The 26,675-nt window shown below is 67.5% G+C and carries 24 protein-coding genes; 18 read left to right on the top strand and 6 right to left on the bottom strand.

Features of this window, described 5'->3' with window-relative positions:
• Positions 1–31: 31 nt before the first annotated feature.
• Positions 32–940 carry a LysR family transcriptional regulator gene (locus LTA6_RS14400; RefSeq protein WP_341974430.1) on the bottom strand — a complete coding sequence of 303 codons (909 nt, stop codon included), beginning with the start codon at positions 938–940 and terminating at the stop codon, positions 32–34.
• A gap of 89 nt (positions 941–1,029) precedes the next feature.
• Here LTA6_RS14400 and tdh point away from each other — a divergent pair, with 89 nt between their 5' ends.
• Genes tdh through LTA6_RS14420 form a run of 4 tightly spaced genes read left to right on the top strand, consistent with a single transcriptional unit; the run spans position 1,030 to position 4,138 of the window.
• Positions 1,030–2,073 (top strand): L-threonine 3-dehydrogenase, encoded by a 1,044-nt coding sequence (tdh, locus tag LTA6_RS14405; RefSeq protein WP_341974431.1) that lies wholly within the window; start codon positions 1,030–1,032, stop codon positions 2,071–2,073.
• On the top strand, positions 2,073–3,251 hold the full coding sequence (locus LTA6_RS14410) for a glycine C-acetyltransferase (RefSeq protein ID WP_407358157.1): 1,179 nt from the start codon (positions 2,073–2,075) through the stop codon (positions 3,249–3,251). Before tdh ends, LTA6_RS14410 begins: the two co-directional genes overlap by 1 nt.
• Positions 3,252–3,311: 60 nt before the next feature.
• The gene (locus LTA6_RS14415) at positions 3,312–3,917 is read left to right on the top strand and encodes a helix-turn-helix domain-containing protein (RefSeq protein ID WP_341974433.1); all 606 of its coding nucleotides are present in this window, start codon (positions 3,312–3,314) and stop codon (positions 3,915–3,917) included.
• A 2-nt stretch (positions 3,918–3,919) separates the two neighbouring features.
• Positions 3,920–4,138 (top strand): hypothetical protein, encoded by a 219-nt coding sequence (locus tag LTA6_RS14420; RefSeq protein WP_341974434.1) that lies wholly within the window; start codon positions 3,920–3,922, stop codon positions 4,136–4,138.
• A gap of 100 nt (positions 4,139–4,238) precedes the next feature.
• On the opposite strand, the gene LTA6_RS14425 is transcribed toward LTA6_RS14420, so the two are convergent.
• Both LTA6_RS14425 and valS read right to left on the bottom strand, forming a co-directional pair.
• Complete coding sequence (locus LTA6_RS14425; protein ID WP_341974435.1) at positions 4,239–4,454, bottom strand: hypothetical protein; 216 nt, start codon at positions 4,452–4,454, stop codon at positions 4,239–4,241.
• Positions 4,454–7,078, bottom strand: a complete 2,625-nt coding sequence (gene valS, locus LTA6_RS14430; protein ID WP_341974436.1) for a valine--tRNA ligase — start codon at positions 7,076–7,078, stop codon at positions 4,454–4,456. Before valS ends, LTA6_RS14425 begins: the two co-directional genes overlap by 1 nt.
• 169 nt (positions 7,079–7,247) lie before the next feature.
• On the opposite strand from valS, the gene LTA6_RS14435 reads away from it, so the two are divergent.
• The 4 genes from LTA6_RS14435 to LTA6_RS14450 are packed head-to-tail and all read left to right on the top strand — an operon-like array spanning position 7,248 to position 12,154.
• Positions 7,248–8,861 carry an ABC transporter substrate-binding protein gene (locus tag LTA6_RS14435; RefSeq protein ID WP_341974437.1) on the top strand — a complete coding sequence of 538 codons (1,614 nt, stop codon included), beginning with the start codon at positions 7,248–7,250 and terminating at the stop codon, positions 8,859–8,861.
• Between the two features lie 43 nt (positions 8,862–8,904).
• Positions 8,905–9,852, top strand: a complete 948-nt coding sequence (locus LTA6_RS14440; RefSeq protein ID WP_341974438.1) for an ABC transporter permease — start codon at positions 8,905–8,907, stop codon at positions 9,850–9,852.
• Entirely contained in the window at positions 9,849–10,661 is an 813-nt protein-coding gene (locus tag LTA6_RS14445) for an ABC transporter permease (protein ID WP_341974439.1), read from the top strand. The genes LTA6_RS14440 and LTA6_RS14445 overlap by 4 nt, the downstream gene beginning before the upstream one ends.
• Positions 10,658–12,154, top strand: a complete 1,497-nt coding sequence (locus LTA6_RS14450) for an ABC transporter ATP-binding protein (RefSeq protein WP_341974440.1) — start codon at positions 10,658–10,660, stop codon at positions 12,152–12,154. The genes LTA6_RS14445 and LTA6_RS14450 overlap by 4 nt, the downstream gene beginning before the upstream one ends.
• Positions 12,155–12,156: 2 nt before the next feature.
• On the opposite strand, the gene LTA6_RS14455 is transcribed toward LTA6_RS14450, so the two are convergent.
• Entirely contained in the window at positions 12,157–12,807 is a 651-nt protein-coding gene (locus LTA6_RS14455) for a pentapeptide repeat-containing protein (RefSeq protein WP_341974441.1), read from the bottom strand.
• 243 nt (positions 12,808–13,050) lie between these two features.
• On the opposite strand from LTA6_RS14455, the gene LTA6_RS14460 reads away from it, so the two are divergent.
• From LTA6_RS14460 to ndk, 5 genes are all read left to right on the top strand, one after another.
• Positions 13,051–13,899 (top strand): endonuclease domain-containing protein, encoded by an 849-nt coding sequence (locus LTA6_RS14460; protein WP_407358158.1) that lies wholly within the window; start codon positions 13,051–13,053, stop codon positions 13,897–13,899.
• A 360-nt stretch (positions 13,900–14,259) separates the two neighbouring features.
• Positions 14,260–17,610, top strand: a complete 3,351-nt coding sequence (gene ileS / locus LTA6_RS14465; protein WP_407358159.1) for an isoleucine--tRNA ligase — start codon at positions 14,260–14,262, stop codon at positions 17,608–17,610.
• A complete protein-coding gene (locus tag LTA6_RS14470) occupies positions 17,607–18,959 on the top strand; it encodes a folylpolyglutamate synthase/dihydrofolate synthase family protein (protein ID WP_341974444.1) in 1,353 nt (450 codons plus the stop codon). The genes ileS and LTA6_RS14470 overlap by 4 nt, the downstream gene beginning before the upstream one ends.
• Positions 18,956–19,372: a DUF4233 domain-containing protein gene (locus tag LTA6_RS14475; RefSeq protein WP_407358160.1), complete on the top strand. Its 417-nt coding sequence runs from the start codon at positions 18,956–18,958 to the stop codon at positions 19,370–19,372. Before LTA6_RS14470 ends, LTA6_RS14475 begins: the two co-directional genes overlap by 4 nt.
• Position 19,373: 1 nt before the next feature.
• A complete protein-coding gene (gene ndk / locus LTA6_RS14480) occupies positions 19,374–19,790 on the top strand; it encodes a nucleoside-diphosphate kinase (RefSeq protein WP_102192635.1) in 417 nt (138 codons plus the stop codon).
• A gap of 63 nt (positions 19,791–19,853) precedes the next feature.
• Here the strand turns inward: ndk and LTA6_RS14485 are convergent, their stop codons facing one another.
• Positions 19,854–20,471, bottom strand: coding sequence for a vitamin K epoxide reductase family protein (locus tag LTA6_RS14485; RefSeq protein WP_341974446.1), 618 nt, complete (start codon positions 20,469–20,471; stop codon positions 19,854–19,856).
• 273 nt (positions 20,472–20,744) lie between these two features.
• Here LTA6_RS14485 and LTA6_RS14490 point away from each other — a divergent pair, with 273 nt between their 5' ends.
• A complete protein-coding gene (locus tag LTA6_RS14490; protein WP_407358161.1) occupies positions 20,745–23,264 on the top strand; it encodes an Rne/Rng family ribonuclease in 2,520 nt (839 codons plus the stop codon).
• On the opposite strand, the gene LTA6_RS14495 is transcribed toward LTA6_RS14490, so the two are convergent.
• Positions 23,229–23,495 carry a DUF4031 domain-containing protein gene (locus tag LTA6_RS14495; protein WP_341974448.1) on the bottom strand — a complete coding sequence of 89 codons (267 nt, stop codon included), beginning with the start codon at positions 23,493–23,495 and terminating at the stop codon, positions 23,229–23,231. The two genes, LTA6_RS14490 and LTA6_RS14495, sit on opposite strands and share 36 nt — an antisense overlap.
• A gap of 236 nt (positions 23,496–23,731) precedes the next feature.
• On the opposite strand from LTA6_RS14495, the gene rplU reads away from it, so the two are divergent.
• The 4 genes from rplU to proB all read left to right on the top strand — a co-directional run bounded on the left by rplU (position 23,732) and on the right by proB (position 26,675).
• Positions 23,732–24,040 carry a 50S ribosomal protein L21 gene (gene rplU, locus LTA6_RS14500; RefSeq protein ID WP_341974449.1) on the top strand — a complete coding sequence of 103 codons (309 nt, stop codon included), beginning with the start codon at positions 23,732–23,734 and terminating at the stop codon, positions 24,038–24,040.
• 19 nt (positions 24,041–24,059) lie between these two features.
• Positions 24,060–24,317 (top strand): 50S ribosomal protein L27, encoded by a 258-nt coding sequence (gene rpmA, locus LTA6_RS14505; RefSeq protein ID WP_028501603.1) that lies wholly within the window; start codon positions 24,060–24,062, stop codon positions 24,315–24,317.
• Between the two features lie 76 nt (positions 24,318–24,393).
• Complete coding sequence (gene obgE / locus LTA6_RS14510) at positions 24,394–25,893, top strand: GTPase ObgE (protein ID WP_407358162.1); 1,500 nt, start codon at positions 24,394–24,396, stop codon at positions 25,891–25,893.
• The gene (gene proB / locus LTA6_RS14515) at positions 25,890–26,675 is read left to right on the top strand and encodes a glutamate 5-kinase (protein WP_363547273.1); all 786 of its coding nucleotides are present in this window, start codon (positions 25,890–25,892) and stop codon (positions 26,673–26,675) included. Before obgE ends, proB begins: the two co-directional genes overlap by 4 nt.

The following is a 26,675-nucleotide window of genomic DNA, read 5'->3' on the forward strand; positions in this document are numbered from 1 at the left end:
TCGAGCCTAGGGCGCATCGGCATCCAGCGGCTCACTCGCTCAGCCGTGTCATCACCCGCTGCAGAGCCTCGACGACGACCCGCACCGAACGCCGGCGAAGGTTCTCCGGCCGCGCCAGCAGGTCGATCATCCGGTGCGTGCTCACCCCCTGCAGGGGCAGCCGGACGATATCGCGGTCATCGGCGCTCCTGGACGTGTAGCGGGGCAGCATGCCGATCGCGTCGCCAGCGGCGACCACCGCGGACACCGCGCCGTAGTCGTTGATCCGGTGCTGCACGTGGATCGTGCGGTTCGTGACCGCGGCGACGGCACGGAGGACATCGTCGGGGGAGTACCCGATTCGACTCGTCACCCAGAGTTCCCCGGCGACGTCGGCTGGTGTGAGGGTCTTGCGAGAGGCGAGCACATGAGTCTTCGCGACGGCGATGTCCAGCGGCTCGCGAACCAGCGTGAGGCTCCGGATGCCCTCGGCCGGCCACGGAGCGGTGTGCTCCATCCGGTGAGCCAGCACGAGGTCGTATCGGGCGGTGAGGGCCGGAAAGTCGCTCTGCGCGACGTCTTCATCGGTCAGTTGCACCGTGGGTGATGACGTCGATGTCGACAGTTCGCGGACGAGCGAGCCGAAGAGTGCCTGACCGACGCTGTGGAACCCGCTCAGCGTGACGATTCCGGTGGTGTCGGTTTCGAAGTCGTCCAGTGCGTTGCGTGCAGCCGCCATCGCGTCGATCGCCTCGGCGCCCGCCGCGGCGAGCACCTCGCCGGCTGCGGTGAGCATCAGGGTTCGGCCTTCTTTGCGTGTCAGCGGAGTTCGGAAGCCGCGTTGCAGGGCGGAGAGTTGCTGGGACACGGCGGAGGGAGTCACTCGCAACTGTGCAGCGACGGCGGTGACGCTTCCGAGTGCGCCGAGCTCGCGGAGGATCTGCAGCTGATGGAGTTCCATTCCGAAAGTCTAGAGTTAAGAGCTGGCTTAACGAATAGTGCAGTAATCAGCGATTGCTCTACATGGTGCAAGTGCGGTGTGATCGAGTCATGAAAGCACTGTTCAAAGCCGAACGCGCAGCCGGGCTCGAGCTCGTCGAGCGCCCCGACCCCGTGGCCGGCGCCGACGAAGTGATCATCCGGGTGCTGCGCACCGGCATCTGCGGCACCGACCTGCACATCCAGCGCTGGGACGACTGGGCGGCATCCGCCGTCGTCGCCCCGCTGATTCCGGGTCACGAGTTCTACGGTGAGGTCGTCGAGGTCGGTCCGCTCGTGCACGACATCGCCGTGGGCGACCGCGTGTCCGGCGAAGGACACATCGTGTGCGGCACATGTCGCAACTGCCGTGCCGGCCGTCGCCAGATGTGCATCCGCACGATCGGGCTGGGCTTGCAGCGCGACGGCGCGTTCGCCGAATACCTCTCGCTTCCGGCGGCCAACGTCTGGGTGCACCACGCCGAGGTCAGCCCAGAGCTGGGTGCGATCTTCGACCCGCTCGGCAACGCGGTGCACACCGCCCTCACGTTCCCGCTGATCGGCGAGGATGTCCTGGTCACCGGCTGCGGCCCGATCGGACTGATGGCGATCGCCGTCGCACGGCATGCCGGTGCGCGCTTCATCGTCGCCACCGACGTCAGTGCTCCGCGATTGGAGATGGCACGGCAGATGGGCGCGAACGAGGTCGTGGACGTCTCGGTGCGCGACATCCGCGAGGCGCAGGTGGCCCTCGGCATGCGCGAAGGCTTCGACATCGGTTTCGAGATGAGCGGGGCGCCCTCGGCGCTTCCCGGCATGATCGACAACATGAACCACGGCGGCCGCATCGCGATGCTGGGCCTGCCGAGCAGCGAGTTCGGGGTCGACTGGGGAAAGCTCGTCACGCACATGCTGACCATCAAGGGCATCTACGGTCGTGAGATGTTCGAGACCTGGAACGCGATGGGCGCGATGCTGCAGACCAGCGCGACGTTGCGCGCATCGATCGGGCAGGTCATCGCCGAGGTGATTCCGGCGCGTGACTGGGAGCGCGGATTCGCGGCCTCTGAGTCAGCAGGAACGGGCAAGATCATCCTCGATTGGACGGAGTTGTGATGTACGGAACTTTCCAGAAGCACGTGGCGGCCGAGCTGGCCGGCATCGAAGAGGCCGGGCTCACCAAGCACGAGCGCGGCATCCGCGGGCCGCAGAGTGCCGAGATCACCGCCGACGGCGCGGCGGTTCTGAACTTCTGCGCGAACAACTACCTGGGGCTCGCTGACGATCCCCGGATTCTGGATGCCGCGACGGCGGCTCTTCAGGAGTGGGGCTACGGCCTCGCCAGCGTGCGCTTCATCTGCGGCACGCAGGAGCAGCATCTGGAGCTCGAGCGGCGCCTGTCCGGTTTCCTCGGCACCGACGACGCCATCTTGTACTCGTCATGCTTCGACGCCAACGGGGGAGTGTTCGAGACGCTGTTCAGCGCGGAGGACGCGATCATCTCCGACGAGCTCAACCATGCGTCGATCATCGACGGCATCCGCCTCTCCAAGGCTCGACGGCTCCGCTACCGCAACCGCGACATGGCAGACCTCGAGGAGCAGTTGCGAGCGGCATCGGATGCACGCTTCCGGGTGGTCGTCACCGACGGCGTGTTCTCGATGGACGGCTACATCGCACCGCTGGCCGAGATCTGCGACCTCGCCGAGCGCTACGACGCGCTGGTGTTCGTGGACGACTCCCACGCGGTCGGTTTCGTGGGCGAAAACGGTCGCGGCACGCCCGAGCTCTGTGGCGTCGCGGACCGCGTGGACATCTACACCGGCACGTTCGGGAAGGCCCTGGGCGGGGCTTCTGGTGGATACGTCGCTTCGCACGCCGACATCGTCGCCCTCCTGCGTCAGCGCTCGCGCCCCTACCTCTTCTCGAACACTCTGGCGCCCGCGATCGTGGCGGGAACCCTGACCGCGCTCGACCTCGTCGAGGGTTCGGCGGATCTGAGGGCGCAACTGCGCGACAACGCCGCACTGTTCCGGGAGCGGATGGCGACGGAGGGATTCGACCTGCTTCCCGGTGAGCATCCGATCGTTCCCGTGATGTTCGACGACGCCGCGCTCACCGCCCGCGTCGCGAGGGAGATGCAGGCCCAGGGGATCTACGTCACAGCGTTCAGCTTCCCGGTCGTGCCGCGAGGGGCGGCGCGGATCCGTGTGCAGCTGTCTGCCGCGCACACCGCGGAACAGATCGAGCGCTGCGTCGCGGCATTCGTCGCCGCCCGCGCGTCGGTGAGTTGATCCTCAACACTTGCAAAGAAACACTTGCAAAGAAGTCTTTGCAAAGGTATCTTTGCATGCATGACGGATGACACGCAGGTTCGAAGGCTTGATTCGGGGGCGCTGAAGGCGCTGGCGCATCCGTTGCGCGTGCAGATCTTCGATCTCCTTGCTGCACAGGGACCGCAGACCGCGAGTTCCCTCGCCGGCCTCGTCGGAGAGACCTCGGGGTCGATGAGCTATCACCTGCGGGCCCTTGCCGCGCACGGACTGATCCAGGAAGTCGAGGGGCGCGGCACGGCGCGCGAGCGCTGGTGGGAGCGCCCGAAGGGGCGCATCGAGGTACCGGGACCCGACGAGTCCACATCGCCCGCGAGTCGCGCGGCAGCCCAGATCGTCACTGCGGAGTTCTTCCGCCTGCGTCACGAGACGCTCATGGCGTATCTCAACCGGCCGCAGTCAGAGGTGCCGGAGGAATGGCGCGACGTCGGTCTCACGATGACGACCCACCTCGATATGACGCCGCCCCAGGTGTTCGCGCTGCGCGAGGAGATGGAGGCGCTCGTCGAGAGCGCGATCCAGCGCTTCCGCGGTCAGACCGGCCCTGATGTTCGTCGCGTCTCTCTCCGCGCCGAGATCTTCGACCTTCCGACGGCGAACAGCCGCCAGACCAGCCCTGAGGAGTGATCATGACCACTGCAACGCTTCGACTCGCCGCACCGACACGCTTCGAACGACTTCTCCAGCAGGTCGCGCTCGGACTGTCTCGCCACGTCGAACGCCGCATCGTCGCCCGCGCCGAGCGTCGCGAGATCGCCCTCGACATGCTGCGCGAGCAGCAGGCGCGCCGACACGACCCGCGGGCCGTGGATCACGCCCTCGCGCAGCTCGGCCTGCCGAGGCGCTGAGAATCCCGTCGGGCGTTTCGTCTCGTCGCTGCGGTCCTCGCTCAACGACCGGAGACGCTTCTTGGTCGTTGAGCGAGCGAAGCGAGACGAAACGCGGCGCTCAGTCCTCGAACGGCCGGGCGATCACGTCGCCTGAGGCGGTCTGCAAGACCTCCCAGCCGGAGTCGAGTTCCGCGGTCGCGCGGCCCTCGAGCCAGGTGAGCGTCCAGTGGCCGCGCAGGCCGCGGGACTCGACCTCGGCGATCGCGGGGCGGAGCGCCGCTGGTACCGAAGCAGGTGGCTCCGAACCGGTGGCCCAACGAGTGCCCAACTGCATCAGACGCCCTCGCCCACTGCAGGCTCGACGGGGGCGAGCTCGATCGCGATGACCGCGAACGCCTCGGCCTCGCTGAACTCGAGCTCGGCGATTCGGCCGACGGCGCGCAGGTCATCGGCGGCGGCGCGGAGGGCGACGAGCTTCGCGGCGGGAGCGGCGATTGCTGCACGAGCGACCGGCGTCTTCTGCGAGGCCTTCGCCTCTGTCTTCGCACGACGGATGCCGATCAGCGCCTCACTGGCGGCAGACAGCACCGCAGGATCGCCGGCGATGCCGAGCGGCTCCGGCCAACTCGCGGTGTGCACCGAACCCTCCTCGAACCACGACCACACTTCCTCGGTGGCGAACGACAGCACCGGAGCGAGCAGACGAAGCACCGCAGAGAGGGTCAGGCGCAGGGCGAGTGCCGCCGATGCCTGCCCGACGTCGTTCTGGTTGTACGCGCGCTCCTTGACGAGTTCGAGGTAGTCGTCGCAGAACGTCCAGAAGAAGGCCTCGGTGACTTCCAGGGCCTTCGCCTGGTCATAGTTCTCGTATGCCTTCGTGGCATCGCGGATCACTCCGTCAAGCGCGGCGAGCATCGAAGCATCCAGCGCGTGCGTGACCTGTGCATCCTCGGGAACCGGGAACGACAGCACGAACTTCGCCGCGTTCAGCACCTTGATCGCCAGACGGCGACCGATCTTCACCTGCGTCGGATTCTGCGGGTCGAACGCCGCATCCATTCCCAGTCGGCTGGAGGCCGACCAGTAGCGAACGGCATCCGAACCGTGCGATTCGAGGATGTCCGCCGGCGTGACGACGTTGCCCTTCGATTTCGACATCTTCTTGCGATCGGGGTCGACGATGAAGCCGCTGATCGCCGCGTTGCGCCACGGTGCCCGGCCGTCCTCGAGAGTCGAGCGCAGCATCGTGGAGAACAGCCAGGTGCGAATGATGTCCTGGCCCTGCGGACGCAGGTCGAACGGCGCAGTGAGGTTCCACAGCTCCTCATCGCGCTGCCAGCCGCCGGCCAGCTGCGGGGTGAGCGACGACGTCGCCCAGGTGTCGAGGATGTCGGCCTCGGCGTCGAATCCACCGGCCACGCCGCGCTGGTCCTCGGTGTATCCCGCCGGCACGTCGCTCGTCGGATCGATCGGCAGCGAGGCGGCATCCGGGGTCAGCACACGGTCGTAGTCACGCTCGCCGTTCTCGTCGAGCGCGTACCAGAGCGGGATCGGCACGCCGAAGAAGCGCTGGCGCGAAACCAGCCAGTCGCCGGTGAGGCCGCCCACCCAGTTCTCGTAGCGCACCCGCATGAAGTCCGGGTGCCAGGCGAGCTCGGCACCGTGCGCGATGAGCTCGTCGCGCAGCTTCGCGTCTCTCGCGCCGTTGCGGATGTACCACTGGCGGGTCGAAACGATCTCGAGCGGGCGGTCGCCCTTCTCGAAGAACTTCACCGCGTGGTTGAACGGCTTGCCGACCGACGTCATGTCGCCGGTCTCCTGCAGCTTCTCGACGAGCGCCTTGCGGGCGCTGAAGACCGTCTTGCCGCCCATGTTCTCGGCGTACCAGTCTCGAGCGCCTGCATCCGACACCAGAGAAGGCGCTTTGGGAAGGAATCGGCCATCCAGGCCGATCGTGGTCATGTTGGGCAGTGACTCGTTCGTCGTCGTGCGCAGCTCGCGCCACCAGATGATGTCGGTCACGTCGCCGAAGGTGCAGACCATCGCGGCGCCGGTGCCCTTGTCGGGCTGAGCGAGGTGGTGTCCGTGGATCTCGATCTCGGAGCCGAAGAACGGGGTGCGCACCTTCGTGCCGATGAGGTGCTTGTGCGGGCCCTCCGGGTGCGTCACGAGCGCGATGCACGCCGGGAGCAGCTCCGGGCGGGTCGTGTCGATGGCGATCGAGCCGGTGCCATCGGCGAAGGGGAACTCGATCGTGTGGAACGCCGCCTGCTGGTCGCGGTCCTCCAGCTCGGCCTGCGCGATCGCGGAGCGGAAGTCGACGTCCCACAGGGTGGGCGCAAGCGCCTGGTAGGCCTCGCCGCGCTCGATGTTGCGAAGGAACGCGAGCTGGCTCTGCCGGATCGTGTCGTCGGAGATCGTGCGGTAGGTCTGGGTCCAGTCCACGCTGAGACCGAGCTGGCGGAAGAGGCTCTCGAACTGCTTCTCGTCTTCGACGGTCAGCCGCTCGCACAGCTCGATGAAGTTGCGGCGGCTGATCGGCAACTGGTCGGCTGCGCGGCTGGACTTGTTGTCACCGCCCTCGAACGGGGGAGTGAAGTTGGCATCGTACGGAAGAGTGGGGTCGCAACGGACACCGTAGTAGTTCTGCACGCGGCGCTCGGTCGGGAGGCCGTTGTCGTCCCAGCCCATCGGGTAGAACACGGTCTTGCCACGCATGCGCTCGAACCGCGCCTTGATGTCGGTGTGCGTGTACGAGAACACGTGCCCGATGTGGAGGGATCCGGATGCCGTCGGCGGTGGTGTGTCGATCGAATAGACGCCATCGCGGCCGGCGGCAGCGGCGCGGATGCGGTCGAACAGGTACGTCCCCTGATCGCGCCATGCGGCGTCCCACTTCGCTTCGAGACCTTCGAGTGCGGGCTTGTCGGGAATCTGGTTCTGAACGGACACGGCCATGGAGGTCTCCTCGAGCGATGTATGCGGCACTGTGTGAGCGTGCCTGAGTGTGGGTTGTGCCCTCAGTCTAATGGAGAGCCGATGACGAAGGATGAGGTGTAAATCGACCCGGTCCAAGAAGGGGTCGTAGACTGAGATGTCACCCCATCGCTCTTCTCGAGGACCTTTCATGCGCATTTCGCTCCGGCGTCGCCTCCTGCCCTTCGTCGCGGTCTCCGCCGCTGCCGCCCTCGCGCTGAGCGCCTGCGCGGCTCCTGGGGCTACCGAGGAAGGCGGCGGAGAAGTCGTCTGGGGTGTCGACGGCAGTCTGCTCGCGTCCGGCCACATGGACCCTCAGACGAGCCAGTTGGACATCTCCGCCGCTGTCCAGCGGTCCGTCCTCGACTCGCTGGTCTTCCAGAAGCCCGACGGCTCGTTCGGCCCGTGGCTCGCGACCGAGTGGACGGTGTCCGATGACAGCACCGAGTACACGTTCACGCTCCGCGACGATGTGACGTTCCACGACGGGGAGCCGTTCGATGCGGCGGCGGTGAAAGCGAACTTCGACCGGATCATCGACCCCGAGACGGAATCGGCTCAGGCCGCGAGCATGCTCGGCGGAGAGTTCTACGCCGGTACCGACGTCGTCGACGAGCACACCGTCACGGTGCGCTTCTCCCAGCCTTACGCGCCTTTCCTGCAGGCAGCGAGCACGGCGCAGCTCGGCTTCTACTCGCCGAAGGTGCTGGCCGAGTCCGCTGACGAGTTGAAGGTCGGCGGCCCCGGCATCACGGTCGGCACCGGCCCGTTCGAGCTCACCGAGTACACGCCGGAGCAGGAGATCGTGTACACGGCCAACGCCGACTACGCGTGGGCGCCGGAAGGCACGGAGAAGCCCGGATTCGAGACGCTGCGCGTGGAGATCCTCCCCGAGCCATCGGTGCGCGCGGGCGTCGTCAGCTCCGGAGAGGCCGACCTCGTCGGCCAGATCCCGCCGAACGTCGCCGCCACGCTCGGCGACGGGGTGACCGTTGAGGCCGTCGAAGAGCCGGGTCTTCCCTACTCGCTGTACCTCAACGAGAAGCACGGCGTCTTCGCCGACCAGAAGGTGCGCGAGGCGTTCTCCCGTGCGATCGACATCGATGCGTCCGTCGAAGAGATCTTCTTCGGCGAATACCCGCGCGCGTGGAGCATCCTCGGACCGACGACCCCGGGCTACGACGCATCACTCGAGGGATCGTGGCCGATGGACCGCGACCTCGCGAACTCCCTGCTCGATGAGGCCGGGTGGACCCAGCGCGGCGACGACGGCATCCGCACCAAAGACGGCCAGCGGCTGTCCGCGCGCTGGATCGCCTGGACCCCGGTGCCCGACGATCGTGCCGCGCTGGCGAACGCCATCCAGTCCGACCTCAAGGAGGTGGGCTTCGAGGTCCTCCTCGAGAAGCTCGAGCCGGGTGCCTACAACGAGCAGTACGGGCCGAAGACGTTCGATCTCACCGACTGGAGCTTCTCCGGCGTCGACGCCGACCTGCTGCGCAACCATCTGCACAGCGAGGGTTTCCAGAACGCCTCGCAGGTCACCGACCCGACCATCGACGAATTGCTCGAGAAGGGTGTCGCGACGACGGATGCCGACGCTCGTGCCGATGTCTACGGCGAACTGCAGCAGTGGAACGCCGAGCACGTCGCGATCGTGCCGCTGTACGTGCCGTCCGCCATCACCGCGGTCGGGGAGCGCATCTCCGGTCTGCAGTTCGACCTCTACGGACGTCCGCTGTTCTTCGGTGTGACGGTCGAGTGACCCGGCACGGCATCGGCGATACGATGCCGTAGTCAGGAGCGCAATGATCAGAAGGATCGTCGGGCACGCGGCATCCCTCGTCGTGGTGCTGTGGGGAGCGGCGACGCTCGCCTTCCTGGCTTTCCGGGTGATCCCCGGCGACCCGGTCGACGTCATGCTCGGACCGCAAGCTCAGGTGAGCGATGCCGTCAAGGACGGCATCCGGGCGGAACTGGGGCTGGATCGGCCGCCGCTCGAGCAGTACGTCTCGTACCTGAGCCAGCTGCTGCGGGGCGATCTGGGCGAGTCGTACCAACTGCGGATGCCGGTGGCCGAGGTGATCGGGCGGCAGCTCGGGGCGACCCTGCAGCTGACCGCATCCGCGCTGCTCATCGCCGTGGTGCTCGCTCTTGCCGCCGCGCTCCTCGCGCGGCGCTCGGTGTCCCGGGGAATCGTCGCGGCTGTCGAACTCGTCCTGCTCTCCTCGCCGGTGTTCTGGATCGGACTCGTGCTGCTGAGTGTCTTCGCCTTCGGTCTCGGCTGGTTCCCGGTCTCCGGCACTCGAAATCCGGCGACGATGGTGCTCCCTGCCGTCACGCTCGCCCTGCCGGTGGCTGCGCTTCTGGGACAGGTGCTGCGCGACGGCATCGAGACGGCGGAACGCCAGCCGTTCGCGACGACCGTTCGCGCGCGGGGAGCGGGTCACGTGCGCCTCACCCTGCATCACACGCTGCGGCACGGGGCGGCCGGCGCCCTCACCCTGACCGCCTACCTCGTCGGCTCGCTGCTCGGCGGGGCGGTGCTGGTGGAGACCGTCTTCGCCCGGCCTGGCCTCGGAAGGGTGACGCTCTCGGCGATCACCGACCGCGATTTGCCGGTGCTCAGTGGCATCATCCTGCTCAGCGCGTTCACGTTCGTCGTCGTGAATCTCGTCGTCGAGCTCGTGCACCCGCTGCTCGATCCGCGCGTGCGGACAGTGGCCGACACCCCGGACAGGACGCCGCGCGCATGAGCGTCGGACGTCGCATTCTCCTCGGCGCAGCCGTGTTGATCCTCGCGCTGATCGCCGTGGCGGCGCTCGTGCCCGACCTGATCGCCTCCCAGGATCCCCTGCAGACCGATGTGCGCAGCGCCCTGCAGGCGCCGAGCGCCGCGCATCTGTTCGGCACGGACCAGAGTGGCCGCGACGTCTTCTCGCGCGTTGTGCACGGGACAGGCAGATCGGTCGGCATCGGACTGCTCGCGACCGCCCTCGCCCTCGTCGTCGGTCTGCTGTTCGGCGCACTGGCGGGGGTCGCGCCCCGCGCCGTCGATATTGCCGCGATGCGCGTCACGGATGTGCTCCTCGCCTTCCCCGAGTTCCTCGTCGCTCTGATCGTCGTCGCGGTGCTCGGGCCCGGTCCCGTGAACGTCGCGATCGCGGTCACGCTCGCCGCGGTGCCGGTGTACGTGCGCATGGGGCGCGTGCAGACGAGGACGCTCGCCGTCGCCGAACACGTCGAGGCGGCTCGCATCCTCGGGGTGCCGCCCGTGCTCGCGTTCGTGAGGCATGTGGTGCCCAGCGTCTTCGGGTCGCTCAGTGTGCTCGCCACCATCGGGATCGGATCGAGCATCCTTGCCGCAGCCGGGCTCAGCTTCCTCGGCCTCGGCCCCGCGGAACCGGCACCGGAATGGGGCCTCATGCTGGCCGGCGGGCGCAACGTCCTCGGCCAGGCCTGGTGGATCTCGGTCTTTCCCGGAGCGGCGATCACGCTCACGGTCGTCGCAGCGACGATCGTCGGACGTCAACTGAGGGCCCGCGCCGAGGGGAGGACATCATGAGTGCGCTCGAGGTGCGGGATCTCTCCGTCAGAATCGGCGGTGCCAGGCCGGTGGAATCCGTCTCCTTCACCGTGGAACCGGGGGAGTGCGTCGCGATCGTCGGGGAGTCGGGGGCCGGCAAGTCGCTGACGGCCGCGGCCCTGCTGGGACTGACTCCGCACGTCGCCCGGGTATCTGCCACCCGTCTCGTCGTCGACGGCGTCGATGCGCGGTTGTTCGGCGAACATGAGTGGCGCCGGCTCCGCGGCGAACGGATCGCGCTCGTGTCGCAGGATGCTCTGGTGTCCCTCGACCCGCTGCGCACCATCGGGGCGGAGATCGCCGAACCGTTGGCCATCCATCGGCAGCTCGCGGGGACGCAGCGCCGCACACGAGTGCTCGAACTTCTCGACGCGGTGGCGATGCCGGAGCCGGCACGTCGGATCAGACAGTACTCGCACGAGCTGTCCGGAGGGCTCCGGCAACGCGCGCTCATCGCCTCGGCCCTTGCCGGCGACCCGGCGGTGCTCATCGCCGACGAGCCGACCACGGCCCTGGACGCGACGGTGCAGGCGCGGATCCTCGATCTGCTGCGAGGGATCGCGGATGCCGGCACCGCCGTCGTCTTCATCAGCCACGACTTCGAGGCCGTGCGGCGGGTCGCCGATCGGGTCCTGGTGATGCGGGACGGCCGGGTGGTCGAATCCGGTGCGGTCGCGGACGTGCTCGAGGCTCCGCAGCACGAATACACGCGCCGACTGATCGCAGCGACGATGCACGAGCCGCGTCCCGCCGTCGATGCGGGCGGCGAGCTGGTGTTCTCGTCCGTGGCGGCGTCGAAGGCGTTCGGCGCCATGCCCGCCGTCGTCGGTGCGACTTTCTCGGTGCATCGTGGTCGGACGCTCGGCATCGTCGGGGAGTCCGGCTCCGGCAAGACGACACTGGCCAGGATGATCGTCGGGGTGGAGCATCCGGACGCCGGCGAACTGCGCCGGAACGGAGCGCAGCGCGTGCAGCTTGTGCACCAGAACCCGCTCGGCGCATTCGATCCGCGATGGACGATCGGACGATCGCTGCGCGAGGCGCTTGCTGCCGGCCGGGTCCCGCGCTCGCAGCGTTCATCGCGCGTTGCCGGACTGCTCGTCGAGGTCGGCCTGGATCCCGCACTCGCGGGGCGCCGGCCATCAGCCCTCTCCGGCGGTCAGCGACAGCGCGCGGCCATCGCCCGGACCCTCGCCGCCGATCCGGATGTTCTGGTGCTCGACGAGCCGGTGTCGGCACTCGATCCCTCGGTGCGGGAGCGGATCCTGCACCTGCTCCGGCGACTGCAGCGAGAACGCGGGCTGACGATAATCTTCGTCTCGCACGATCTCGACGTGATCGCGGCGATCGCGGATGACGTGCTCGTGATGCAGGACGGGCGGATCGTCGAGCAGGGCGCCACCGGTGCCGTCTTCGCGGCTCCTCAGCATCCGTTCACTCGAGAGCTACTCGCGGCCAGCGCCGTGTCCTGAGCTCAGCCCTTGATCTGGATGCCGAGTCCGGCCGCAATGGTCGGGGCGAGCTGCTGCACCTGGAACTCGGTCAGTGTGGTTCCGCGCAGGCTGTTCGCGTCGAGGTAGGCGAGGGCATCCAATCCGCGCAGATCGACGTGCGTGGCACGCATGCCGCGCGGATCGACCTCGTCGCTGCGAGTGCTCGTGAAGCGAACCCGGGTGAGTTCGGCCTGCGGCATGTCGATGGCGCGGATGCTGCAGCCGGTGACCTCGATATCTTCGGCGCGCGCTGTCCCGAGGTTCAGGTAATCGATGCGCACGTCGCGGAGTTCGAGCTCGGCGATGCGGGCGCCGCTGAGATCGAGCGTCCCGATCCGTCCGCCGGTGATGCGAAGGCGACGGATTCCGGAATTGCGGAGTTTGAGGGAGGCCACCCTCATGTCGGTCATCGCGACGTCGAGGATCGTGGCACCGGTGAGGTCGACCGTGTCGGCATCCGCCGTGACCACGCACTGCTCCAAGGAGGCGTACGCGAGATCCGCTGAGCCCGCGATCTCGAGGCGTGCGGCCAACAGGTCGGCTCGACGGGCAGGAGTGGCGGGTGCGAGGTCCTCCGGGAGGTCGGGTGCGGTGACGCGAGGCGCGACGGGGGAGTCGGAGGAGCGGGCCATCCCTCGAGCGTATGCGGTGGCACGGACAGGGGTGGGTGAGCAGCGCGCCTCGGCTTGCTGCAACCCCGGAAGCGCAACTTCGCAGACCTTCCCGAACTTCGCAGGAATTTCAGGAGAGTCTGCGAAGACGCTGCAATTCTGCGACGAACGAGTTGTCCTACACAGGGGGTGGATGCTGGAGCCCGTCCACAGTTCCGGGATGCGCAGGGAATGAGCGGCGGTGGGATGCGGCATGCTGCCGGAATGAGCCAGGACAACCTCATCGAGGCCGTCACCAATGGCGGTGGTGTCATGCGCGTGGAGCGGCTCCGCGAACTCGGTTTTCGGCGCACACTTCTCGAGTCCGTACTCGCCGCAGGCCGACTTCAGCGCGTGCGCCGCGGATGGGTGGCGTTGCCGAACGTGGATCCGCTTCTCGCATCGGCGGCGCGGCGCGGCGTCGTGCTCACATGCATCACCCAGGCGCGCCGACTCGGCATGTGGGTGCACGAGACGCCGGCAGCTGCGCACGTCGGAGCGACGCCAGGCAGCGCGGGTGGAAAGCCGGACACGATCCGCGTGCACTGGGCGCGGCCGTTGCTGCCACGTCACCCGGACTCGCTCGTGGATCCGATCGAGAATGTGCTCGCGATAGTTGCCGAGTGCGAGCCCCATGAGCAGGCGCTAGCGACCTGGGACTCCGCGCTCAACAAGGGACTGGTCACGTTGGAAGGACTCGCCGGGTACGACTGGCGCCCGGCGGCGCGGCGTCTGCTCGGAGAAGCCACGCCGTTCTCGGACGCCGGGCTTGAGACCTACCTTCGCCCTCGACTGCGCTGGCTGCGGCATCCGATCCGGATCCAGACGTGGATTGCGGGCCACAGGGTCGACGCGCTCATCGGCGAGCGTCTCGTGCTGCAGATCGACGGAGCACATCACGTCGGCCAGCAGCGCAGCGAGGACATCAGACACGATGCCGAGCTGAGGCTCATGGGATACCACGTGGTCCGCATCAGCTACCACCAGATGATGCACGAATGGGCATTAGTGCAGGACCTGATCATGCGCGCCGTCGCCCAGGGGCTACATCTCGCGTCGCGTCGCCGGGCCTGATGGGGGCGCTTCTTCGCAGAACTGCCCCAACTTCGCAGGAATTCCTGGAAAGCCTGCGAAGAAGCTGCGGTTCTGCGAAGAACCGCTGGCGCACGGCTCGGCCCTGCGAGGCGCCCGGATGCCGCACTCACGACCTGCGCGTAGAATGAGAGCACAAGCACTGATCCGGCCATCACCGGGGAGCTCTCGGAAGAACGCAGGAGACTGCAAGTAGAACCGAGCGGGGCAGGCCCGTGATCGCCGCAGTGAGAGTGGTCGCGTCGTGAGACGCAGCACGTGAGGTGGTACCGCGGTCTCGCAGGAGATCGTCCTCGCAGCAGCATCCGCCCGTGCCACCAGCTCAGATCACTGCGAGACGACATGACCTACCCGCGTTCATCCTTCGGACCCGCCGCCGATGCCTCCGTCGTGCCCAGCCCGCGCTTCCCCGAGATCGAGACCGAGGTTCTCGAGTTCTGGAAGTCGGATGACACTTTCCGCGCATCGATCGAGCAGCGCGACGGTGCACCCGAGTGGGTGTTCTACGACGGTCCTCCGTTCGCCAACGGACTGCCGCACTACGGTCACCTGCTGACCGGCTATGCGAAGGACGTGTTCCCGCGCTTCCAGACGATGATCGGCCACAAGGTCGATCGCGTATTCGGCTGGGACACCCACGGCCTGCCGGCCGAGCTCGAGGCGATGAAGCAGCTCGGCATCACCGAGAAGAGCCAGATCGAGGCCATGGGGATCGACGTCTTCAACGCGAAGGCGAAGGATTCCGTGCTGACCTACACCCGCGAGTGGGAGGACTACGTCACCCGCCAAGCCCGCTGGGTCGACTTCGAGCGCGGCTACAAGACGCTCGATCTCGGGTACATGGAGAGCGTGCTCTGGGCCTTCAAGACCCTCTACGACAAGGGCCTCGCCTACGAGGGCTACCGCGTGCTGCCGTACTGCTGGCGCGACGAGACGCCGCTGTCGGCGCACGAGCTGCGCATGGATGACGACGTCTACCAGATGCGTCAGGACCCGTCCGTGACGGTCTCGTTCCCGCTCGCGGGTGCGGATGCCGCCGCGAAGGGGCTCGAAGGCGTGCGGGTGCTCGCCTGGACCACGACGCCGTGGACACTGCCGACCAACCTCGCGCTCGCCGTGGGTCCTTCGATCGAGTACGTCGTGGTGCCCGCAGGGCCGAACGGCGTCGCAGAAGGCGCAGCAGACGGTCGCTACCTGCTGGCGCGGGACCTGCTCAGCGGCTATGCGAAAGACCTCGGCTACGAGGACGGAGACGCCGTGGTGGCAGCCATCGAGCGCACCGTCACCGGGGCCGACCTCGGCGGCCTCCGCTACGAGCCGCTCTTCGACTACTACGCCGACGTCGAGACCTATGGCACCGAGAATGCGTGGCAGATCCTCGTCGACGACTACGTCACCACCACCGACGGCACCGGCGTGGTGCACCAGGCTCCCGCGTACGGTGAGGACGACCAGCGGGTCGCCGAAGCCGCCGGCATCCCGACGATCCTCTCCCTCGACGATGGCGGACGCTTCCTGCCGAACGTGACCGATGTCGCGGGCGAGCTGTGGATGGACGCGAACACGCCGCTGGTGCGACTTCTCCGCGCGGACGGCCGACTCATCCGCCTGCAGAGCTACGAGCACTCGTACCCGCACTGCTGGCGCTGCCGGAACCCCCTGATCTACAAGGCCGTGTCGAGCTGGTTCATCCGGGTCACCGACATCAAGGACGACCTGCTGGCGAACAACGAGCAGATCACCTGGGTGCCCGAGAACGTCAAACACGGTCAGTTCGGCAAGTGGCTCGAGGGCGCGCGCGACTGGTCCATCAGCCGCAACCGCTACTGGGGATCGCCGATCCCGATCTGGAAGAGCGATGACCCGGAGTACCCGCGCGTCGACGCCTACGGCTCCCTCGAGGACATGGAGCGCGACTTCGGCACGCTGCCGCGCAACCCGGAGGGTGAGATCGACCTGCACCGTCCGTACATCGATGATCTGACCCGGCCGAACCCCGACGACCCCACCGGCAAGAGCACGATGCGCCGCATCGAGGATGTCTTCGACGTGTGGTTCGACTCCGGCTCCATGCCGTACGCGCAGGTGCACTACCCGTTCGAGAACCAGGAATGGTTCGACTCGCACTCGCCGGCCGACTTCATCGTGGAGTACATCGGACAGACGCGTGGCTGGTTCTACGTGATGCACGTGCTGTCCACGGCGCTGTTCGACCGCCCGGCGTTCACGGGCGTCAGCTGCCACGGCATCGTGCTGGGCTCAGACGGCTACAAGATGTCGAAGTCGCTGCGCAACTACCCGGACGTCTCCGAGGTGCTCGATCGCGACGGCTCCGACGCGATGCGCTGGTTCCTGATGTCGAGTTCGGTGCTGCGCGGCGGCAATCTCGCTGTCACCGAAGAGGGCATCCGCGCGGGCGTCCGCGAGTTCCTGCTGCCCCTGTGGAACTCGTGGTACTTCTTCGCGACCTACGCGAACGCATCCGACGGCTACGAGGCGACCTGGCGTACCGACTCCACGGACGTCCTCGACCGGTACATCCTCGCCCGTCTCGGCGACCTCGTCCGCGAGGTGCGCGCCGACCTGCAGGGCCTGGACTCGACCACGGCCGCCGGGCGACTGCGCGAATTCGGCGAGACCCTGACGAACTGGTACATCCGTCGTTCCCGCGACCGCTTCTGGGTTGGTGTGACCGACGACCCGAAGAGCCGCGAGGCGTTCGACACCCTGTACACGGTGCTCGAGACGCTCTGCCGGGTCGCCGCCCCGCTGGTTCCCCTCGTCAGCGAGCGGGTCTGGCAGGGTCTCACCGGCGATCGCAGCGTCCACCTCACCGACTGGCCGGATGACACCGCGTTCCCCGCCGCAGACGAGATCCGGGATGCGATGGATGCCGTACGCGAACTGTCGAGCGTCGGCAACGCGCTGCGCAAGAAGGAGAAGCTGCGGGTGCGCCTGCCGCTGGCCCGTCTCACGATCGTGTCGCCGCTGGCTGCATCGCTGGGTCAGTTCGAGGACATCCTGCGTGAAGAGCTCAACGTGAAGCGCGTCGAACTGGTCGAACTCGGTGAGAACGCGGCAGCAGAGTACGGCGTCAGCCACAGGCTCAGCGTGAATGCCCGCGCGGCCGGTCCGCGCCTCGGCAAAGAGGTGCAGAAGGTCATCCAGGCGGCGCGCGGCGGCTTCTGGACCGAGGAGAACGGCGTGGTGACGGCCGACGGCATCGCACTGGAGCCCGGCGAGTACGAGCTCGTGCTGGAGACCACGGGTCGCCCCGAGGGCGAGGCTCTGGCCATCGTCCCCAGCGGCGGCTTCGTGCTGCTCGACACTGCGACCACTGCGGAGCTCGAGGCGGAGGGTCTGGCTCGCGACGTCATCCGCGCTGTGCAGGAGACCCGCAAGAACGCCGGGTTCGATGTCAGCGATCGCATCCGGCTGGTGCTTCGATTCGCGGATGCCGCGGACTGCGACGCTGTCGTCTCGGCGTTCGATCTTGCCGGTGTCGCGAGTGAAACGCTGGCGGAGGAGTACTTCGTGGTGAATCCGCAGGGCGACTCGATCTTCGGGCACGGCGCCGTATCGCTCGCCGCCGGTGGTGTCGAGGCCGAGTTCACGGCGACCATCTCCCAGGGCACATATGCCAACTCCGGTGATCTCACGATCGCCGTCTCCCGGATCGGAGTGACCGCATGAGCGACCGCGAGCGCGCAGACGCCGTCTATGAGACCCTCCTCGCCCGGGCGGGCGAGCGCTGGGTTCAGCCGCGCAAGGAGCGCACGGCGCGGATCCTGGCGTTCCTCGACGACCCGCAGCGCACCTACCGGGTGGTGCACATCACCGGCACCAACGGCAAGACGTCGACGGCACGGATGATCGAGAGCCTGCTGCGCGCGCACGACCTGCGCACCGGCTTGTTCACCAGCCCGCACCTGGAGCGCTTCACGGAGCGGATCATGATCGATGGCGAGCCCATCGATGATGCCGCGATCGCGGACGCCTGGGACGAGATCGAACCGTTCGTCGACATCGTCGACGCCGAGCTGGAGGCGGCAGACGACGCCCCGCTGACGTTCTTCGAGCTGCTCACGGTGCTCGCCTTCGTGGCGGCCGCCGATGCGCCGGTCGATGTGCTCGTGCTCGAAGTCGGGATGGGCGGTGAGTGGGATTCGACGAACACCGCCGATGGCGACGTCGCCGTGTTCACGCCGATCGACATCGATCACGCGGACCGTCTGGGCGCGACCATCGCCGAGATCGCCCAGGTCAAGGCCGGGATCATCAAGGAGGGCGCCGCGGTCGTGTCCGCACAGCAGCCCGCCGAGGCCGTCGAGGTCCTGCGCAGGGTCGCGACCGCGAACGGCGCAACGATCGCATTCGAGGGCGAGGAGTTCGGCCTCGTCGATCAGAAGCTCGCCGTCGGAGGACAGCTCCTCACCGTCCGCGGTCTCGCGGGGGAGTACGTCGAGGAGTACCTGCCTCTGTACGGCGCGCACCAGGGCCACAACGCCGCGCTCGCGGTGGCGGCGGTCGAATCCCTCATCGGAGGCGGGTCGCAGCGCATCGCGGCCGACATCGTCGCCGAGGGCCTGCAGGGGGCGACCTCTCCTGGCCGTCTGCAGCTGCTCGGGATCGCTCCGACGGTGATCGTCGATGCCGCCCACAATCCTCATGGTGCCGCTGCCCTCGCGCTGGCGCTCGATGACAGCTTCGACTTCGACGAGTGGGGGATCGTGCTCGGCATCCTCTCCGACAAGGACGCCGCCGGCATCGTCGCTCGTCTGGCCCCGGCGGCCGCGCATGTCTTCGCGACGGCGCCGGATTCGGAGCGTGCGAGCGACGCGGATGTCATCGCCGATCTCGTTGAGCAGACAGGGGGGCGGGTGACGGTGCATCCGACGCTCGCCGAAGCGGCCGACGCGGCGCGTGAGTGGGCCTCATCCTCCGACCGCCGCGCCGTCGCCATCGCCGGCTCCGTGGTGCTCGCCGGTGAGGCGATCGCGCTGGCCGAGACCGAGGACTGGAAGTCCGGGTGGCGAGCGTGAGTGCTCCGGCACGCCAGGGGCGCCCGCCGCGAACCCTCGTGCAGAAGCTCGCCCCGATCGTGCTGGGTTTCGAGGCGATCGTCGTGGTGCTGGTCGGTCTCACCATCTTCGGCCTCAAGGCGTTGCCCGCCGAGATCGAGCAGTGGTGGGCGATCGTCGGCGCCGCCGTCGTAGCTCTGGCGTGCATCGTCACCGCCGGCATGATCACGAAGCCGTGGGCGATCGGCGTCGGCTGGGTGATTCAGGCGATCATCGCGCTCTCCGCGTTCTTCGAGCCGACGATCGTGATCGTCGTCCTGATTTTCGGCGGCATGTGGGGGTATGCGACGATCATGGGGGCCCGATTGGACGCACGACGCCCGACGGAGCCCACGACCGAGACTCAGACTCATACTCAGACAGAGAGTGAATGACATGGCCACCGAAGAAACCCTCGTCCTCGTCAAGCCCGACGGCGTCGCCCGCGGACTCACCGGTGCGATCCTCGCCCGGATCGAGGCGAAGGGCTACGCCCTCGTCGACATCCGCCTGGTCGATCCCGACCGCGATCTTCTCGCAGCGCACTACGCCGAGCACGAGGGAAAGCCGTTCTACGAGCCGCTGCTCGAGTTCATGCTCTCCGGCCCTTCCGTCGCCATTCGTCTCGCGGGCAACCGTGTGATCGAGGGCTTCCGGTCGCTCGCGGGCACGACCGACCCGACCACGGCCGCTCCTGGCACGATCCGCGGCGACTTCGGCCGCGACTGGGGCCTGAAGGTGCAGCAGAACCTCGTGCACGGATCAGACAGCCCCGAGTCCGCGGCGCGCGAACTCGGCATCTGGTTCGACTGACGATAAACACGAAGCCCGCCCCCACGATCGTCGTGCGGGCGGGCTTCGTCGTTTGCGTCGAGGTCAGAGGATCATTCCGATGACCTCACCGAGAAGGTCGAGACCGCGCATCTGAACGAGCAGGATGATGATCGCGTAGGCGAGGATCGTCGCGAGCGGTACCCACACCATCAGCTTGTTCGCGCGCTCCTGCACCGCTTCGTTGCGAGTGAACGTGCCGTTGCGCGTCAGATGCACCATCGTGGCGAAGAACGTCGGGATCGTGACGGCCCAGGTGAGCATGCACCACGGGCAGAGCACTCCGAGATTCGTGGCGTACAGGCTCTGGCCGATGAGCCAGCAGACGAACCCGAACGCGAAGGTGATTCCGGCGCCGAATGTCGCCCAGAACCAGCGCGGGAACGTGGCACCGGCGAGAATCGCGACTCCGACGACGAAAGGTGCCATCCATCCGGTGAGGCCGATGATGGGGTTCGGGAATCCGAAGATCTCACCCTGCCAGGAATCGAGGTTCTTCCCGCATTGGATCATGACGCTGACGTTGCAGCTGAGGTCGGCGCTCGGATTCTCGAGTTGGATGAACTTGTCGATGGTGAGTTGGAAGGCGGCGAACCAGCCCAGAACGCTGGCGATGATCAGCCAGACGGCGAAGACAACGGGGCGGGGACGTGGCTCGCTCATATCTGGATTATCTCAGCGTCGGCTATGCGCGGGACGTGAAGCGCGCGGCGCGCGCGAGGTCGGATGCCGCGAACGGGCGAACTTGGTGCGATAATGATCTGTGATGCACCGCACGGCCTTGCCGTGACACGCATCGACGCAGACTTCGGGGTCCTATGCCCCACGTGACCAGAGCCATGAGCCGGTCGCACACCGTGTGAGTTCGCGGCACCTGCGGGTGTCGCACGAGATTTCGCGGAGCACTCAGTGCCCCGCGCAGGGAGTAAGCCAGAGATGGCCGATGACAACAATGACAACAACGCCTCCACCCTCGACTTCCCGGCTGACGCCGCGGATTCTCTGACGGAACACGCGGCGCCCCCCGAGGATGCCGCCGACGACGTGACCGCCGAGGACGCCACCGAGGCGATCGACGCGCCCGACGAGACGGCTCCGAGCGATGCTGCGGCATCCGCTGAGGCGCCTGTCGAGGACGCGCCTGTTGAGGACGCGCCCGTCGAGGACGCGCCGGTTGAGGACGCGCCCGTCGACGAAGCGCCTGTTGATGAAGCGCCGGTTGAGGACGCGCCTGCAGAGGAAGCATCCGTAGAGGATGCGCCTGCAGAGGACGCGCCTGCTGAGGAAGCACCCGAAGAGGCTGCTCCCGTCGCGACGCCGGCCGCGCCGGAGCCGCTCACCGCGGTTTCTCTCGGGCTCCTCCCCGAGGTGTTCGTGTCGCAGGTATCCACCCGTCTCTCCTTCTACGCTCCTGAGATCGTGCCGCTCCCGGCCCGTCAGGGTCGCGAGCGCAACTTCGATCGCAATGCGGACCGGAGCTTCGATCGTGAATTCGACCGCAACGTCGAGCGGGACCAGGACGAGCCGGCATCCGCTCGTCGCGGCCGTCGCCGTCGTGGCGGAGTCGAGGTCGACGAGCAGCAGCGCGAAGAGCCGCGTCAGCGCCAGCGCGTCGTCGAGTACATCACTGAGCCGAAGGCCATCAAGGGCTCGACCAGGCTCGAGGCGAAGAAGCAGCGCCGTCGCGACGGACGCGACGCCGGTCGCCGGCGTCCCGTGGTGACCGAGGCCGAGTTCCTCGCCCGCCGTGAGTCCGTCGACCGCAAGATGGTCGTCCGCTCCAAGAACGGCCGCACCCAGATCGGTGTCCTCGAGGACGGCGTTCTCGTCGAGCACTACGTGGCCCGCAACCAGGACGCATCCCTGATCGGCAACGTCTACCTCGGACGCGTGCAGAACGTGCTCCCGAGCATGGAGGCCGCGTTCGTCGACATCGGCCGCGGCCGCAACGCCGTGCTGTACTCCGGTGAGGTCGACTGGGACGGCGTCGAGACGGGCAACCAGCCCCGCCGCATCGAATTGGCGCTCAAGCCCGGCGATCGCGTGCTCGTGCAGGTCACCAAGGACCCCATCGGCCACAAGGGCGCCCGACTGACCAGCCAGATCTCGCTCCCGGGCCGCTACCTCGTGTACGTGCCCGGCGGCTCGATGAACGGCATCAGCCGCAAGCTCCCCGACAACGAGCGTGCGCGCCTCAAGCGCATCCTCAAGGAGGTGCTCCCCGAGTCCAGCGGCGTGATCGTCCGTACCGCGGCCGAGGGCGCCACCGAGGACCAGTTGACGCGCGACGTGCAGCGTCTCACCACGCAGTGGGAGCACATCCAGAAGCAGGTCGAGAATCAGCAGGCACCTGCGCTGCTGCACGCCGAGCCCGACCTGCTCGTGAAGATCGTCCGCGATGTCTTCAACGAGGACTTCACGAAGATGCTCATCCAGGGCGATGAGTCCCAGGGAACCATCCGCGCCTACCTCGAGAGCGTCGCCCCGGATCTTCTGGAGCGCGTCGAAGCCTACGAGGACGAGACCGATCCTTTCGATGCCTTCCGCATCACCGAGCAGATCGAGAAGGCCCTGGACCGCAAGGTCTGGCTGCCCTCCGGCGGTTCGCTCGTGATCGACCGCACCGAGGCGATGACCGTCGTCGACGTGAACACCGGCAAGTTCGTCGGCTCCGGTGGAAACCTCGAGGAGACCGTCACCAAGAACAACCTCGAGGCCGCCGAGGAGATCGTCCGCCAGCTGCGGCTGCGCGACATCGGCGGAATCATCGTCGTCGACTTCATCGACATGGTGCTCGAGTCCAACCGCGACCTCGTGCTGCGCCGCCTCATCGAGTGCCTCAGTCGCGACCGGACCAAGCACCAGGTCGCCGAGGTCACCTCGCTCGGCCTCGTGCAGATGACCCGCAAGAAGCTCGGTCTCGGGCTGCTCGAGACCTTCAGCGAGGCCTGTGAGGTCTGCGCCGGCCGTGGCGTCATCGTGCACCACGACCCGGTCGTCAAGCACCGTGCCAGCACGAACGGCAACGGCCAGAGCAGCAGCAACAATCGCCGCCAGCGCGGCGGCAACGGACAGAGCCAGAGCGCTCCGCCCGCGAGCACCGTCACGCACAGCATCCCCGAGGGCGCGAAGTCAGCGCTCGCGCAGATCGCCGCCTCCACCGTCGCGCCCCGCGTCGAGGAGACCCCGGATGCGGCTCTCGCCGTCGAGCCGGTGCAGCCTGCTCAGCCGGAGCGCGCGAAAAAGCCGCGCAAGAAGCGCAACTCGGAGCGCAACGCACCCAAGTCCCCGGCCGAGCAGCTGCTCGACTCGGTGCTCGATGCCCTTCCTGAGCCGAAGGCTCCGGGTCAGGGACGCGGGCGCCGTCGGGTGAGCACGGCCGCGCTCACCGGCACTCCGGTCTCGGTGAACGCCGAGGCGTCAGCGCCGGTCGCGAGCGGGAATCCGGAGTCCTGAGGCGATCAGTCTCCGGACCAGTTCCTTGCCGCCCACCGGCTCGGCGCCTGCGGCGACGAGCCGGGGGATGAGCTCTGCGGGAACGTCGTAGTGGTCGAGGTCGAAGGATCGCGCGGGAACGTCGTGGGCACGGGCGAAGTCATGCAGCTCCGCCAGGCTCGCGTCGCTGACGAGGTGCGCCCAGAGCCGGCCGTGCGCGGGCCACAGCGGGTCGTCGACGAGAACGGTCACGTCGCCAAGCCTATTCGCGTTCGGCAGGCGATCGGCCGACCAGACACACCGACCGGCTCGCTTTGCGACATGGTCCTGCATCCGGTAAAGTAGTCCCTTGGTGCGTATGCCGTTCCGTCCTCGTCGGGCGGTGCGGAAAGTCTTGTGTTCGCACCCATCGCCCCGCGATGAATGCAAGCAACAGTCTTCCCGTGAGATTCTCGGAGCCGCGAGCTCCCCAACGAAACAGGTATGAAGTGGTTTACGCAGTAGTGCGCGCCGGTGGCCGGCAGGAGAAGGTGGAGGTCGGCACCATCGTTCAGCTCGACCGTGTTCGGGCTGCCCAGGGCGAGAACATCGAGCTGCCCGCCGTGCTGCTCGTCGACGGCACCACGGTGACCACCGACGCTGACACGCTGGCGAAGGTCAAGGTCACTGCTGAGGTCATCGGCAACCTCCGCGGCCCGAAGATCATCATCCAGAAGTACAAGAACAAGACCGGCTACAAGAAGCGCCAGGGCCACCGTCAGGAGCTCACGCGCGTCAAGATCACCGGCATCAAGTAAGCACGGAGGAGACTAAGACATGGCACATAAAAAGGGCGCGAGCTCTACCCGTAACGGTCGTGACTCCAACGCACAGCGACTTGGCGTCAAGCGCTTCGGCGGTCAGCAGGTTCTCGCCGGCGAGATCATCGTCCGCCAGCGCGGCACCCACTTCCACCCCGGCGTGAACGTCGGCCGTGGTGGCGACGACACGCTGTTCGCTCTCGCAGCGGGCGCAGTGCAGTTCGGCGCGAAGGGCGGCCGCAAGGTCGTCAACATCGTCGCCGCTGCTGAGTAATCACAGCACAGCATTTCATCCGGTTCGGGGCGGGCTTCGGCTCGCCCCGTCCGTGTATCCAAGGGGAGTTTTCGACATGGTTTCATTCGTCGACACCGTGACGCTGCATCTGCGCGCGGGCAAGGGCGGCGGTGGCTGTGTCTCGGTGCACCGGGAGAAGTTCAAGCCGCTCGGCGGCCCCGACGGCGGCAACGGCGGCGACGGCGGTGACATCGTGCTCGTCGCGGACCCGCAGACCGGCACGCTGCTGACGTACCACCACTCTCCGCACCGCTCTTCGGGCAACGGCGGGCCCGGTATGGGCGATCACCGATCCGGTGCGCTGGGCGAGACTCTCGAGCTTCCCGTTCCCGTCGGCACTGTGGTGAAGAACCCGGCCGGCGAGGTCCTGATCGACATGATCATCCCTGGCGAGCGATTCGTCGTCGCCAAGGGCGGACAGGGCGGTCTCGGAAACGCGGCACTCGCCTCTCCGAAGCGCAAGGCGCCTGGTTTCGCGCTGCTGGGCACACCCGGCTTCGAGGGAGATGTCGTCCTCGAGCTGAAGACGGTGGCGGACGTCGCCCTCGTCGGTTACCCCTCTGCGGGGAAGTCGAGCCTGATCGGCGCCATCTCGGCCGCTCGCCCGAAGATCGCCGAGTACCCCTTCACGACGCTGCATCCCAACCTCGGCGTGGTGCAGGCCGGTGAGTCCCGCTACACGGTCGCCGACGTGCCAGGGCTGGTCGAAGGCGCGAGCGAGGGCCGCGGTCTCGGCCTCGAGTTCCTCCGCCACGTCGAGCGCTGCTCTGCCCTTCTGCACGTCCTGGACTGCGCGACGCTGGAGCCCGGCCGAGACCCGATCTCCGATCTCGACGTGATCCTCGCCGAGCTCGCCGCCTACGAAGTTCCCGAGGGGCAGACGCCGCTGCTGGAGCGCCCGCAGCTCATCGCGCTCAACAAGATCGATGTGCCCGAGGCCCGCGATCTCGCCGAGCTGGTCCGCCCCGACCTCGAGGCGCGTGGGTTCCGGGTCTTCGAGATCTCCACGATCTCGCACGAAGGACTCCGCCCGCTGACCTACGCGCTCGGCGAGATCGTCGAGAAGCACAAGGCCGATACTTCTGTCGACGTGACCCACGAGCGCGTCGTCATCCGGCCGAAGGGCTCCAAGAAGGAATTCACGATCCGCATCGACGGCGGCTCGTACGGCAACTACTACCGCATTCTCGGCGAGAAGCCGGTGCGCTGGATGCAGCAGACGGATTTCCAGAACGAAGAGGCGATCGGCTACTTCGCCGACCGCCTCGAGAAGCTCGGCGTCGAAGACGAACTGTTCCGCCTCGGCGCAACTCCCGGTTCGACCGTCGTCATCGGCGAGGGCGACAGCATGATCTTCGACTGGGAGCCGACCATGCGCTCGGCAGCCGAGCTGATGACCGCTCCTCGCGGTACCGACCCGCGTCTCGCCCCCAACGCGCGCCGCACGACATCTGAGCGCCGTGAGCAGTACTACGAGCGGATGGATGCCAAGGCAGAAGCACGTGCGGAACTGGAGGCCAAGCGTCGCGCCAGCAATCTGGGAGCCGACGAGTGACGGCTCGCGTCAGAGCCGACCTCGCGACCGCCACGCGCATCGTCGTGAAGGTGGGCTCCTCCTCGATCAGCGGTGAGTCCTCCTGGCGCATCCCGGTGCTCGTGGAAGCGCTGGCAGCGGCGCACGCACGCGGCGCAGAGGTGGTGCTCGTCTCCTCCGGTGCGATCGCGTCCGGCATCCCGCTCCTGAACCTCGATGCGCGGCCCACCGACCTCGCCACGCAGCAGGCGGCGGCAGCGGTCGGTCAGAACGTGCTCATCTACCGCTACCAGGAGGCGCTGCACACGTTCGGGATCATCGCCGGCCAGGTGCTGCTGACGACGGGTGATCTGGAGAATCCGACCTCTCGCAGCAATGCCCGTCGTGCGATGGAGCGGCTGCTGGGGCTGCGGATCATCCCGATCGTCAACGAGAACGACACGGTGGCGACCCAGGAGATCCGCTTCGGCGACAATGACCGCCTGGGTGCGCTCGTCGCGCAGCTGGTCGGGGCGGATGCTCTGGTGCTGCTCAGCGACATCGAGTCGCTGTACACGAAGCCGCCGTCTGACCCCGGTGCGCAGCCGATCGACGTCGTCGCTGCGGATGCCGACCTTTCCGGCCTCGAGTTCGGCGCGACGGTCGTGAACAGCGTCGGCACCGGGGGAGCGGCGACCAAGGTCTCTGCGGCACGGCTGGCTGCCGCATCCGGGATCGGGGTGCTGGTCACCAGCGCCGATCTCGTCGACAGGGCCCTCGCCGGCGATGACATCGGCACCTGGTTCGAACCCGCCGCTGACTAA

This window comes from Microbacterium sp. LTA6, from assembly GCF_045690355.1.
Lineage (GTDB): Bacteria > Actinomycetota > Actinomycetes > Actinomycetales > Microbacteriaceae > Microbacterium.